We start from the raw sequence: 12,932 nt of genomic DNA on the forward strand, positions 1-12,932 counted from the left end.
AAGTATAAAAATTGTGCCACTAGCTGTGTTAGATCATGTTACCGGTAAAATAACACTTTCGGGCTAGCGGAATATCCTACTCAAACTCGTTCCAGGAGCGGCCATCGCGGGTGATCATCGCCACCGACGCCACTGGCCCCCAGGTACCCGCCTGATACGGTTTTGGCGCATCCTGATCGGCAGCCCAGGCTTCGGTGATGGAATCGACCCATTTCCACGCCTCTTCCACTTCGTCGCGACGCACGAACAGCGCCTGGATACCGCGCATGGTTTCCAGCAGCAGACGCTCGTAAGCATCCGCAAGGTGCGTCTGGTTGAAGGTTTCGGAGTAGCTCAGATCCAGCTTGGTGGTCTGCAGGTTGTGCTTATGATCCAGGCCCGGCACTTTGTTGAGGATCTGGATATCCACCCCTTCGTCCGGCTGCAGACGGATAGTCAGCTTGTTCTGCGGCAGCTCCTGCCAGGACTCTTTGAACAGGTTCAGTTCCGGGTTCTTAAAGTAGACGACTACTTCGGAGCACTTCGTCGGCAGACGCTTACCGGTACGCAGGTAGAACGGCACGCCCGCCCAGCGCCAGTCGTCGATATCCACGCGGATGGCCACAAACGTCTCGGTATTGCTGGACTTGTTCGCGCCCTCTTCTTCCAGGTAGCCTGGCACTTTTTTACCTTGCGCAAACCCGGCGGTGTACTGGCCGCGAACGGTTTTCTCGCGCACGTTGGAGCGGTCGATGCGGCGCAGCGACTTCAGCACTTTCACTTTGGCATCGCGGATGCTGTCAGCCGTCAGGTCAGACGGTGGAGACATGGCAATCATGCACAGAATTTGCAGCAGGTGGTTCTGGATCATGTCGCGCATCTGGCCGGCCTGGTCAAAGTAACCCCAGCGACCTTCAATCCCTACCTCTTCCGCCACGGTAATTTCCACATGGTCAATGGTACGGTTGTCCCAGTTGTTCACAAACAGGGAGTTAGCGAAACGCAGCGCCAGCAGGTTCAGTACCGTCTCTTTACCGAGATAGTGGTCGATACGGTAGACCTGGCACTCTTCAAAGAACTCGCCCACCTGGTCGTTAATTTCACGCGAGGTAGCCAGCGACGTCCCCAGCGGCTTTTCCATCACCACGCGCGCCGGCTTGGCGTTCAGTTTGGCTTCGCCCAAACCTTTGCAGATGGCACCAAAGGTGCTTGGCGGCATGGCGAAATAGTTAATGGTGACACGGTTTTTCTGATCCAGCATGGCACCCAGGCGGGAAAACGCGCTGACGTCATTAACGTCCAGGTTGCAGAAATCGAGACGACCGCTGAGGGTATCCCACAAACTTTCATCAATTTTTTCCTTCATGAAAGTTTCGAGCGCCTCGCGGACAACTTTGGTATAAGCGTCCTTGTCCCAGTCGGCGCGCCCAACCCCCAGGATACGCGTATCCGGATGAATTTGGCCCGCTTTCTCCAGTTGATACAGGGAAGGCAGCAATTTTCGGCGTGCAAGATCGCCTTTCGCGCCGAAAATGACCAGGTCACATGCCTGGGCTGTTTGCGTTACCGCCATGTCATTCTCCTCAGTTGGATCACCTGGTGCTTCTGCCAGGTATCGTTGTAATTTTATTACAATGCACTGTACTGCTTTTACGTCATTCCCGAAACCATTAGCGCTTATCGTCTCGTGCGATACGGCGATTTTTCGCCATTCAGCCGATTATGGCGACGTAATGACGCAACAGCCGTCGATAATTTGCGCAACAGGGTCATAGCAAAACCCGACATCGATCAAGTAATGAAAAAAAACAACAACATTATCTTGTCGACTGTTACCCTTTAGGGAAGCCACAGGGGTAATATCGGCTAATCGAATCAAGATTTCATCAATGAGTGAAATCGTTTCCACCCCCATGAGCGCCTTGTTAACAATGAACATGCTTGAAAAAATCCAGTATCAACTGGAACACCTTAGCAAATCCGAGCGAAAAGTGGCTGAAGTCATTCTGGCCGCGCCCGCTCAGGCGATTCATTCAAGCATCGCCGCTCTGGCTCAGGAAGCGGGCGTCAGTGAACCGACGGTCAACCGCTTCTGCCGCAGCCTGGAAACGCGCGGCTTTCCTGATTTTAAACTGCATCTGGCACAAAGTCTGGCAAACGGCACCCCCTATGTTAATCGTAATGTGGATGAAGACGACAGCGTAGATGCCTATACGGCAAAAATATTTGAGTCAGCCATGGCCACGCTCGATCACGTTCGTCAAAGTCTGGATATGAGTTCAGTAAACCGCGCGGTGGATTTACTCACCCAGGCCAAACGCATTGCATTCTTCGGTCTTGGCTCGTCAGCCGCCGTGGCGCACGACGCCATGAATAAATTCTTCCGCTTTAACGTGCCGGTTATTTATTCCGATGACATTGTGCTGCAACGCATGAGCTGTATGAATTGCAGTGAGGATGACGTCGTGGTACTGATTTCGCACACTGGCCGCACCAAAAGCCAGGTTGAGCTGGCGCAGCTGGCCCGTGAAAACGATGCCATGGTAATCGCCCTCACCACCGCCGGCACGCCATTGGCGCGGGAGGCGACTCTCGCCATTACCCTGGACGTGCCTGAGGATACCGACATGTATATGCCAATGGTGTCCCGTCTGGCGCAACTCACGGTAATCGACGTGCTGGCGACCGGATTTACCTTACGCCGGGGCGCAAAATTCCGAGATAACTTGAAGCGAGTCAAGGAAGCGCTGAAGGAATCGCGTTTTGATAAAGAATTGCTTATAAAGAGCGATGTTCCCTGAAAGTAGATAACGAAGACGTAACCCATAATTAGATGTAACGATTTTCGGCATTCGGCCCCCTCTTTGCTGCCTTGCGGTAGATGAAGGTCGATTCAATGTTCACGCAACACCAAAGTTGTTTCAGTCAACGGAGTATTACATGTCCAGAAGGCTTCGCAGAACCAAGATCGTCACCACCTTAGGCCCGGCCACCGATCGCGATAATAACCTCGAAAAGATTATCGCCGCTGGCGCCAACGTGGTACGTATGAACTTCTCTCACGGTACGCCAGAAGACCATAAATTGCGTGCCGATAAAGTGCGTGAGATCGCCGCTAAGCTGGGCCGCCACGTCGCTATCCTCGGCGACCTGCAGGGTCCAAAAATTCGTGTATCAACCTTTAAAGAAGGTAAAGTTTTCCTCAATATCGGCGACAAATTCCTGCTGGATGCCAACCTCGGCAAAGGCGAGGGCGATAAAGAGAAAGTCGGGATCGACTATAAAGGCCTGCCGGCTGATGTGGTCCCTGGCGATATCCTGCTGCTCGACGACGGTCGCGTCCAGCTGAAGGTGCTGGAAGTTCAGGGGATGAAAGTGTTCACTGAAGTCACCGTCGGCGGCCCGCTCTCCAACAATAAAGGCATCAACAAACTGGGCGGCGGCCTCTCTGCGGAAGCCCTGACCGACAAAGACAAAGCGGATATCGTAACGGCGGCCCAGATCGGTGTTGACTACCTGGCAGTCTCCTTCCCACGCTGTGGCGAAGATCTGAACTATGCGCGCCGTCTGGCCCGTGACGCAGGCTGTGATGCCAAAATCGTCGCTAAGGTTGAACGCGCGGAAGCCGTGTGCGATCAGGATGCGATGGACGATGTGATCCTCGCCTCTGACGTGGTGATGGTTGCCCGTGGCGATCTGGGCGTGGAAATCGGCGACCCTGAACTGGTCGGTATCCAGAAAGCGCTGATTCGTCGCGCACGTCAGCTGAACCGCGCGGTGATCACTGCCACCCAGATGATGGAATCCATGATCACCAACCCAATGCCAACCCGTGCGGAAGTCATGGACGTCGCTAACGCCGTGCTGGACGGTACCGATGCAGTGATGCTGTCAGCGGAAACTGCGGCGGGCCAGTATCCGGCAGAAACCGTGGCCGCAATGGCGCGCGTCTGCCTGGGCGCGGAGAAGATCCCAAGCATTAACGTCTCCAAGCACCGCCTGGATATCCAGTTCGACAATGTGGAAGAAGCGATTGCGATGTCCGCCATGTATGCGGCCAACCATCTGAAAGGCGTTACGGCGATCATCACCATGACCGAATCTGGCCGCACCGCGCTGATGACCTCTCGCATCAGCTCCGGCCTGCCGATTTTCGCCATGTCACGCCACGAGCGTACGCTGAACCTGACGGCGCTGTACCGCGGTGTTACCCCGGTACACTTCGACAGCACCAATGACGGCGTAGCCGCGGCGCACGATGCCGTAAACCTGCTGCGCGATAAAGGTTACCTGGTGTCTGGTGATATCGTCATCGTGACGCAGGGTGACGTGATGAGCACCATCGGCTCAACCAATACCACGCGCGTACTGACCGTAGAGTAAGATCCGCTCCCCTCTCCCCTAAGGGGAGAGGGGCAAGGTGAAGGTTTTCTAATTCTTCGGGTAAAGCTCTTTACGCTTATAGGGCTCCGTCTCTCCCGGCTTCCGCGTTTTCAGCAGCTTCAGTATCCACGTGTACTGTTCGGTATGCGGCCCCACCAGCAGCTCCACCTCTTCGTTCATGCGGCGCGCGATGGTGCGATCGTCCGCGGTCAGCAGGTCGTCCATCGGCGGACGGACTTCAATGCTCAGACGATGCGTTTTACCGTCGTAAACCGGAAAGAGCGGGATCACGCGGGCACGGCAGACCTTCATCAGACGCCCAATCGCGGGGAGCGTGGCTTTATAGGTCGCAAAGAAGTCGACAAACTCGCTGTGCTCGGGTCCGTGGTCCTGGTCCGGCAGATAGTAGCCCCAGTACCCCTGACGTACCGACTGAATAAACGGCTTGATGCCGTCGTTACGCGCATGCAAACGTCCGCCAAAACGACGACGTACCGTATTCCAGACAAAATCGTAGATTTTATTGCCCTGGTTATGGAACATCGCCGCCATTTTCTGCCCCTGGGAAGCCATCAGCATTGCCGGGATATCCACGCCCCAGCCGTGCGGAACGAGGAAAATGACCTTCTCATCATTGCGACGCATTTCGTCGATGATTTCCAGCCCTTTCCAGTCAACGCGGTCGATGATATTTTCCGGTCCTTTCAGCGCCAGCTCCGCCATCATCGCCATGGCCTGCGGTGCGGTGGTATACATCGCGTCGATGATGGCCTCGCGCTCGGCATCGCTTTTTTCAGGAAAACAGTAATAGAGGTTGATCTGCGCACGACGACGCGCGCTTTTACCTAAGCGTCCGGCCAGACGGCCAATTTTTCCCAGTACGGGATCGCGCAGCGTGGCAGGCAGCATAGCGATGCCCGCAAAGGTGTAAACCCCCAGCCAGGCGCCCCAGTTGCGCGGGTGTCGAAAGGATTTTTCAAACTCAGGAATGTATTCAATATTATTTTTTTTTGTTTCCATGCTGGTTCCAGGGTCTGGTGACGCAAAAAATTATTCAGATAGTGTAGCGAGGCAGTCGCCCACGCACAAAAGAAAAAGCCGGCGCATGCTGACACCGGCTTTTTTCACAAAACAGAGAGCTTAGTTTAAGCTCAGCTGCGGTATCACCTCTCTCGCCTGCGCCAGGTAATCGGAACGATCTTTACCTGTCAGGCCTTCGGTGCGCGGCAGTTTGGCCGTCAGTGGGTTCACGGCCTGCTGGTTGATCCACACTTCATAGTGCAGATGCGGGCCAGTAGAGCGTCCGGTGTTGCCGGAGAGCGCGATACGGTCACCGCGTTTCACTTTCTGCCCCGGTTTGACCAGCAGCTTACGCAGGTGCATATAGCGGGTGGTATAGGTACGACCGTGACGGATAGCCACGTAATAGCCCGCTGCACCGCTGCGTTTTGCCATCACCACTTCGCCATCGCCAACGGACAGCACCGGCGTGCCCTGCGGCATCGCGAAGTCTACCCCGCGGTGAGGCGCAACGCGCCCGGTAACCGGGTTCAGACGACGCGGGTTAAAGTTAGAGGAGACGCGGAACTGTTTCGCCGTCGGGAAACGCAGGAAGCCTTTCGCAAGGCCCGTACCGCTACGGTCATAGAACTTGCCGTCTTCAGCGCGAATGGCGTAGTAATCTTTTCCCTCGGAGCGCAGACGCACCCCCAGCAGCTGGCTCTGCTCGCGCTTGCCGTCCAGCATTTCGCGGGACATCAGGACGGAAAACTCATCGCCTTTCTTCAGCTTACGGAAATCCATCTGCCACTGCATGGCTTTGATCACCGCGCTGATTTCACCGCTGGTCAGGCCCGCATCACGGGCGCTGGAAACAAAGCTTCCGCCCACGGTACCTTTCATCACGCTGTTAACCCAGTCGCCTTTCTGCATTTCACTGGTCATTTTGAAACCGTTTGCAGTGCGGTCATAGGTGCGGGTTTCGCGGCGGGACATTTCCCAGGTCAAACGCTGAAGATCGCCATCCGCCGTTAATGTCCAGGAGAGCTGTTGCCCGATTTTCAGGTTACGCAGGTCTTTATCCGCAGCGGCCAGCTGGCTGATATTGCCCATGTCGATACCGTACTGGTTGAGCACGCTGCTCAGCGTGTCACCGGTAGAGACAACGTATTCGTGGATCCCCGCTTCGTTCTCGGTTTTATCGTCCAGTTCATCCTGAGGGATAGCTTCATCTTCCTGAGCAGCCTGGTCGATAGGCTCGCTGGCTTCAGGCAGCAAAGAGCGGATCTCGCTCTTTTCAAGCTCGATGGTTTTAATGATAGGGGCAGAACTCGGGTGGTAAACATAGGGCCGCCAGACGGCGACCGCTAAGGTGAGAACTGTAAGCGACCCCAGCATAACGCGGTGGGGTCGAGGCAGATTGTTAAATGCCAGGGCGACAGAGCGGGCTATCTGTTGCACGTATTCACTTCCTCGTTAATCTCCTTTCAGGCAGCTCGCATACTGGTTCGCCAGTTGGCTGAGGAACTGCGAATAGCTCGCTTTGCTCAACTGGATATTCGTACCTAGCGGGTCAAGGGTTCCCATGCGCACGGATGTTCCCCTGGCCACGGCTTCTACGACCGCTGGCCTGAACTGTGGCTCAGCAAAAACGCATGTCGCTTTCTGCTCAACCAACTGTGTTCTGATTTCATGTAAACGCTGCGCACCAGGTTGAATTTCAGGGTTGACGGTAAAGTGCCCAAGCGGGGTCAGGCCGTAGTGTTTTTCGTAGTAGCCGTAGGCGTCATGAAAAACGAAATACCCTTTTCCTTTCAACGGTGCGAGCTCATTACCTACCTGCTTATCGGTTGCGGCTAATTGTGCCTCAAAATCCTTCAGGTTGGCGTCTAGTTTGGCTCGACTTTGCGGCATAAGTTCCACTAATTTGTCATGGATTGCAACCGCTGAAAGCCGCGCTATCTCTGGGGATAGCCAGAGATGCATGTTGTACTCGCCGTGATGGTGATCTCCATCACCTTTTTCACCCTCTTCAGCGTGATGGTCATGTTCGTCACCGTCATCATCCGCCCCTTTCATGAGCAACGGTTTCACGCCGGAAAGCCCGGCAATCGCGACCTGTTTTTCATCAGCAATCTGTTTGGCGGTTTTCTGCATGAATGCTTCCATCTCCGGACCAATCCAGACAACTAAGTCTGCGTTTTGTAAGCGTTTTACATCAGACGGGCGCAGAGAATAGTCATGCTCTGAGGCCCCGTCAGGGAGCAGAACCTGTGTTTCCGTTACCCCATCGGCAATGGCCGACGCGATGAATCCAAGCGGTTTAAGCGAAGCAACAACGGCGGCGTTAACATCTTGTGCGGTTGTTCCCCAAAGGGCAGCGGATAATGCTGCGAAAAGAAGCGTATTTTTATGTAACATAATGCGACTAATCATCGTAGTGAATGCGTGGAATGTGATATTATAACATTCGTTGACTTCTTCAAGCTTAAATTGACATGACGACTCTGGTTTCTCTCGACAATATTTCGGTCTCCTTTGGCCAGCGCCGCGTCCTCTCTGACGTATCGCTGGATCTCAAGCCCGGAAAAATTCTGACGCTGCTCGGCCCCAATGGCGCAGGTAAATCCACTCTGGTGCGCGTGGTGCTGGGTCTGGTTACACCGGATGAAGGTGTAATCACGCGCGAGGAAAAATTGCGGATCGGCTATGTGCCGCAAAAATTACATCTGGACGCCACCCTGCCGCTGACGGTAAATCGTTTTCTGCGTCTGCGTCCGGGCACGCGAAAAGCCGATATTCTCCCGGCGCTGAAGCGCGTGCAGGCGGGCCACCTTATCGACGCGCCGTTGCAGAAGCTGTCCGGCGGTGAGACGCAGCGCGTTTTGCTGGCCCGTGCGCTGCTGAGCAGCCCGCAGCTGCTGGTGCTGGATGAGCCAACCCAGGGCGTGGACGTCAATGGTCAGGTCGCGCTTTATGATTTGATCGACCAGCTGCGCCGCGAACTGAACTGCGCCGTGCTGATGGTCTCCCATGACCTGCATCTGGTGATGGCGAAAACCGACGAAGTGCTGTGTCTCAACCATCACATTTGCTGTTCCGGCACGCCTGAAGTGGTCTCAATGCACCCGGAATTTATCTCCATGTTCGGCCCTCGCGGCGCTGAACAGCTTGGCATTTATCGCCATCATCATAATCACCGCCATGATTTGCAGGGACGAATCGTTCTGCGTCGGGGAAATGGACACTCATGATTGAACTGTTACTGCCCGGCTGGCTGGCCGGGGTTATGCTTGCCTGCGCCGCAGGCCCACTCGGCTCGTTTGTGGTGTGGCGCAGAATGTCTTACTTCGGTGATACCCTGGCGCATGCGTCACTGCTGGGCGTTGCCTTTGGTTTGCTGCTGGATGTGAATCCCTTTTACGCGGTAATTGTGGTCACGCTGCTGCTGGCAGCCGGTCTGGTCTGGCTGGAGAAGCGCCCTCACCTCGCGATTGATACGCTGCTTGGCATCATGGCGCACAGCGCGCTGTCGCTGGGTCTGGTCGTTGTTAGCCTGATGTCAAATATCCGCGTTGACCTGATGGCCTACCTGTTCGGCGATCTGCTGGCCGTAACGCCCGAAGATCTCATTGCTATCGCGATCGGCGTGGTCGTGGTGCTGGGCATTCTGCTGTGGCAGTGGCGGAATTTACTGGCAATGACCGTCAGCCCGGATCTGGCGTTTGTCGACGGCGTGAAGCTGCAGCGCGTGAAGCTGCTGCTGATGCTGGTGACGGCGTTAACGATTGGCGTGGCGATGAAGTTTGTCGGCGCGCTGATTATTACATCGCTGCTGATCATCCCTGCCGCCACGGCGCGTCGGTTTGCACGTACGCCAGAGCAGATGGCCGGTATCGCGGTGGTTATCGGGATGATCGCCGTCACGGGCGGGTTAACCTTTTCGGCGTTTTATGACACGCCGGCCGGACCGTCGGTGGTCTTGAGTGCGGCGGTGTTGTTTGTTTTCAGTATGATGAAAAAGACCGCGCAGTAGTGAGCATGTCCCCGGTGGCGCTTCGCTTACCGGGGCTACAATTTATCGCTACTTACGGCATCGCGGGCGGCGTAATACCGAAATGATTCCACGCCCGCACCGTCGCCATACGACCACGTGGGGTACGCTGTAAGAAGCCCTGCTGGATCAGATACGGCTCCAGCACATCTTCGATCGTCTCACGCTCTTCGCCAATTGCCGCCGCCAGGTTATCCAGCCCGACCGGGCCACCGAAGAACTTGTCCAGCACCGCCAGCAGCAGTTTGCGGTCCATATAGTCAAAGCCTTCAGCATCGACGTTCAGCATATCCAGCGCCTGAGCGGCGATCTCGGCGGAAATCGAACCATCGTGCTTCACTTCAGCAAAGTCACGCACGCGGCGCAGCAGGCGGTTGGCAATACGCGGCGTACCGCGGGAACGCTTCGCCACTTCATATGCCCCCTCTTCGCTCATATCCAGCCCCATGTAGCGCGCGCTGCGCCCCACAATGTGCTGAAGATCGGGCACCTGATAAAATTCCAGACGCTGAACGATGCCAAAGCGGTCGCGCAGCGGAGAGGTCAACGACCCGGCGCGCGTCGTGGCGCCAATCAGGGTAAACGGCGGTAGATCGATTTTGATGGAGCGCGCGGCCGGGCCTTCGCCGATCATGATATCCAGCTGGTAATCTTCCATCGCCGGATAGAGCACTTCCTCCACCACCGGTGACAGGCGGTGGATCTCATCGATAAACAGCACATCATGCGGTTCAAGGTTGGTCAGCATCGCCGCCAGATCGCCCGCTTTCTCCAGCACCGGGCCGGAGGTGGTACGCAGGTTGACGCCCATTTCATTGGCGACGATATTCGCCAGGGTAGTTTTCCCTAATCCCGGCGGGCCAAAAATCAGCAGGTGATCGAGCGCATCGCCGCGCAGCTTTGCCGCCTGGATGAAAATCTCCATCTGGGAACGTACCTGCGGCTGGCCGATGTACTCATCAAGCAGCTTCGGACGGATCGCACGATCCACCACGTCTTCTGCCTGAAGGGTGCCTGCCGATACCAGGCGGTCTGCTTCAATCATCCTTTACCTCACAATGCAGCGCGCAGCGCTTCACGAATCAGAGTTTCACTGCTGGCGTCCGGTTTGGCAATTTTACTCACCATCCGGCTGGCCTCCTGAGGTTTATAGCCCAGCGCCACCAGCGCGGCAACCGCTTCCTGCTCGGCGTCATCATCAGAGGCAGGCGCACCCGGAGCAGTCAGAACCAAATCGGCAGCCGGAGTGAACAGATCGCCGTGCAGACCTTTAAAGCGGTCTTTCATCTCAACAATCAGACGCTCTGCGGTTTTCTTACCAATGCCCGGAAGCTTAACCAGCGCCGCGGGATCTTCACGCTCAACGGCATTCACAAACTGCGGAGCGGACATGCCGGACAAAATCGCCAGCGCCAGCTTAGGCCCCACACCGTTGGTTTTAATCAGCTCGCGAAACAGGGTGCGTTCCTGCTTGTTGTTAAAGCCGTACAGCAGCTGGGCATCTTCACGCACCACAAACTGGGTAAAGACAATCGCCTCTTTGCCCGCGTCCGGCAGCTCGTAGAAGCAGGTCATCGGCATATGGACTTCATAGCCCACGCCACCCACTTCCAGCAGCACTAACGGGGGTTGTTTTTCAATGATGATGCCTCTGAGTCTGCCTATCACGTGACGCTCCTGCGTTCTGGGAGAAATTAACTGCCGACATAATAAAAAAAGGCTGGATGTTTATCCAGCCTGATTTCTGATTATCGTAACCTGCCTCGCGCCAGATTGAGCCGCGACTCGCTCATTTGCATCGCGTTCTGGCTGACGTGGCAGTGGGTAATTGCAATCGCCAGCGCATCGGCGGCGTCGGCCTGCGGGTTCGCGGGAAGCTTCAGCAGGGTGCGCACCATGTGCTGCACCTGGCTCTTCTCCGCGCTACCGATGCCCACCACCGTCTGCTTAACCTGACGCGCGGCGTATTCGAACACCGGCAGATCCTGGTTCACAGCGGCAACAATCGCCACCCCACGCGCCTGACCGAGCTTCAGCGCCGAATCCGCGTTCTTCGCCATAAAGACCTGCTCAATGGCGAAATAGTCTGGCTGAAACTGGGTGATGATCTCCGATACGCCCGCATAAATAAGCTTGAGGCGCGACGGGAGATCGTCCACTTTGGTGCGAATGCATCCACTGCCGAGGTAGGTTAGCTGGCGTCCAACCTGACGGATAACGCCATACCCGGTGACGCGTGAGCCGGGGTCAATCCCGAGGATAATCGACATCACGCGTCTCCCGTAAACGGTTTACAGGCTCTCATCAGAGAGTCGCTGCAACCTCATCAGAGATTTCACCGTTGTGGTACACTTCCTGCACATCGTCGCAGTCTTCGAGCATGTCGATCAGACGCAGCAGTTTCGGTGCGGTTTCTGCATCCATATCCGCTTTGGTGGACGGGATCATGGAGACTTCAGCGTTGTCCGCTTTCAGGCCCGCCGCTTCCAGCGCATCGCGCACGGCACCCATCTCTTCCCACGCGGTGTAGACGTCAATGGCACCATCATCGTAGGTCACCACGTCTTCCGCACCCGCTTCCAGCGCCGCTTCCATGATCGCATCTTCGTCGCCTTTCTCGAAAGAGATGACGCCTTTTTTGCTGAACAGGTAAGCTACGGAGCCATCAGTGCCCAGGTTGCCACCGGTTTTGGTGAACGCGTGGCGCACTTCCGCAACGGTACGGTTACGGTTGTCAGACAGGCATTCAACCATCACCGCAGTACCGCCAGGGCCGTAACCTTCATAAATGATGGTTTCCATGTTCGCGTCTTCATCACCGCCCACGCCGCGTGCGATAGCACGGTTCAGGGTGTCACGCGTCATGTTGTTAGACAGCGCTTTATCTACCGCCGCGCGCAGGCGTGGGTTAGAAGCCGGGTCGCCGCCGCCCAGACGCGCTGCTGTCACCAGCTCGCGAATGATTTTGGTAAAGATCTTACCGCGCTTGGCATCCTGTGCCGCTTTGCGGTGTTTGGTGTTGGCCCACTTACTATGACCTGCCATAAAAAGTTCTCCAAAAATCGCGCCTTCTCAGGCCGCGTTAATTACAAATTCTTCAATCGCCTGCCGGTTGCTCCACGACTTGGTCAGTGCGGCGGCATCCGCCGCGTTCACCCAGCGGTAGTTCAGGTGTTCGGTAAACACGATCTCCCGCTCATGGGGGAGCGCGAGACAGAACCACGACTCTGTGTTGCGCTCAATGCCCGGCGCATAGCGATGACGTAAATGGCTAAAAATTTCAAACTCCACCGTGCGCTGACAGTCCTTCAGGGTCAGTTGCTCATGAGCAACGTCAATGGTGACCTCTTCCTTTACTTCACGCGCGGCGGCCTGCGGCGCGGTCTCCCCCTCTTCCAGACTGCCGGTAACCGACTGCCAGAAATCAGGATCGTCGCGCCGCTGCAACATCAGCACCCGCTTCGTGTCTTCTGCATAAATGACCACCAGGACAGAAACGGGAAGCTTATATGCCATA

General features: G+C 56.0%; 13 protein-coding genes. 4 read left to right on the forward strand and 9 right to left on the reverse strand.

Features of this window, described 5'->3' with window-relative positions:
• Positions 1–76: 76 nt before the first annotated feature.
• Positions 77–1,552 carry a glucose-6-phosphate dehydrogenase gene (zwf, locus tag HBA26_RS14545; RefSeq protein ID WP_028013613.1) on the reverse strand — a complete coding sequence of 492 codons (1,476 nt, stop codon included), beginning with the start codon at positions 1,550–1,552 and terminating at the stop codon, positions 77–79.
• 358 nt (positions 1,553–1,910) lie between these two features.
• On the opposite strand from zwf, the gene HBA26_RS14550 reads away from it, so the two are divergent.
• On the forward strand, positions 1,911–2,780 hold the full coding sequence (locus tag HBA26_RS14550; protein ID WP_028013615.1) for a MurR/RpiR family transcriptional regulator: 870 nt from the start codon (positions 1,911–1,913) through the stop codon (positions 2,778–2,780).
• 139 nt (positions 2,781–2,919) lie between these two features.
• On the forward strand, positions 2,920–4,362 hold the full coding sequence (gene pyk, locus HBA26_RS14555) for a pyruvate kinase (protein ID WP_028013616.1): 1,443 nt from the start codon (positions 2,920–2,922) through the stop codon (positions 4,360–4,362).
• 48 nt (positions 4,363–4,410) lie between these two features.
• On the opposite strand, the gene lpxM is transcribed toward pyk, so the two are convergent.
• The 3 genes from lpxM to znuA all read right to left on the reverse strand — a co-directional run bounded on the left by lpxM (position 4,411) and on the right by znuA (position 7,782).
• Positions 4,411–5,382, reverse strand: coding sequence for a lauroyl-Kdo(2)-lipid IV(A) myristoyltransferase (lpxM, locus tag HBA26_RS14560; protein ID WP_126345759.1), 972 nt, complete (start codon positions 5,380–5,382; stop codon positions 4,411–4,413).
• Positions 5,383–5,502: 120 nt separating this feature from the next.
• Entirely contained in the window at positions 5,503–6,822 is a 1,320-nt protein-coding gene (mepM, locus tag HBA26_RS14565) for a murein DD-endopeptidase MepM (protein ID WP_028013619.1), read from the reverse strand.
• Between the two features lie 15 nt (positions 6,823–6,837).
• The gene (gene znuA, locus HBA26_RS14570) at positions 6,838–7,782 is read right to left on the reverse strand and encodes a zinc ABC transporter substrate-binding protein ZnuA (RefSeq protein ID WP_126345760.1); all 945 of its coding nucleotides are present in this window, start codon (positions 7,780–7,782) and stop codon (positions 6,838–6,840) included.
• A 77-nt stretch (positions 7,783–7,859) separates the two neighbouring features.
• Here znuA and znuC point away from each other — a divergent pair, with 77 nt between their 5' ends.
• The gene (znuC, locus tag HBA26_RS14575; protein ID WP_028013621.1) at positions 7,860–8,615 is read left to right on the forward strand and encodes a zinc ABC transporter ATP-binding protein ZnuC; all 756 of its coding nucleotides are present in this window, start codon (positions 7,860–7,862) and stop codon (positions 8,613–8,615) included.
• On the forward strand, positions 8,612–9,397 hold the full coding sequence (znuB, locus tag HBA26_RS14580; protein WP_028013622.1) for a zinc ABC transporter permease subunit ZnuB: 786 nt from the start codon (positions 8,612–8,614) through the stop codon (positions 9,395–9,397). Before znuC ends, znuB begins: the two co-directional genes overlap by 4 nt.
• A gap of 52 nt (positions 9,398–9,449) precedes the next feature.
• On the opposite strand, the gene ruvB is transcribed toward znuB, so the two are convergent.
• The 5 genes from ruvB to nudB form a co-directional block, all read right to left on the reverse strand.
• Entirely contained in the window at positions 9,450–10,460 is a 1,011-nt protein-coding gene (gene ruvB, locus HBA26_RS14585; RefSeq protein ID WP_028013623.1) for a Holliday junction branch migration DNA helicase RuvB, read from the reverse strand.
• Positions 10,461–10,468: 8 nt separating this feature from the next.
• Complete coding sequence (gene ruvA, locus HBA26_RS14590; RefSeq protein ID WP_028013624.1) at positions 10,469–11,083, reverse strand: Holliday junction branch migration protein RuvA; 615 nt, start codon at positions 11,081–11,083, stop codon at positions 10,469–10,471.
• Between the two features lie 80 nt (positions 11,084–11,163).
• On the reverse strand, positions 11,164–11,685 hold the full coding sequence (ruvC, locus tag HBA26_RS14595; protein WP_003859749.1) for a crossover junction endodeoxyribonuclease RuvC: 522 nt from the start codon (positions 11,683–11,685) through the stop codon (positions 11,164–11,166).
• A gap of 34 nt (positions 11,686–11,719) precedes the next feature.
• On the reverse strand, positions 11,720–12,460 hold the full coding sequence (locus tag HBA26_RS14600) for a YebC/PmpR family DNA-binding transcriptional regulator (protein WP_003859747.1): 741 nt from the start codon (positions 12,458–12,460) through the stop codon (positions 11,720–11,722).
• A gap of 27 nt (positions 12,461–12,487) precedes the next feature.
• Positions 12,488–12,931 (reverse strand): dihydroneopterin triphosphate diphosphatase, encoded by a 444-nt coding sequence (gene nudB, locus HBA26_RS14605; RefSeq protein ID WP_059353978.1) that lies wholly within the window; start codon positions 12,929–12,931, stop codon positions 12,488–12,490.
• Between the last annotated feature and the right edge of the window lies 1 nt (position 12,932).

This window comes from Enterobacter sp. 725m/11 (assembly GCF_011683705.1).
GTDB lineage: Bacteria > Pseudomonadota > Gammaproteobacteria > Enterobacterales > Enterobacteriaceae > Enterobacter > Enterobacter bugandensis.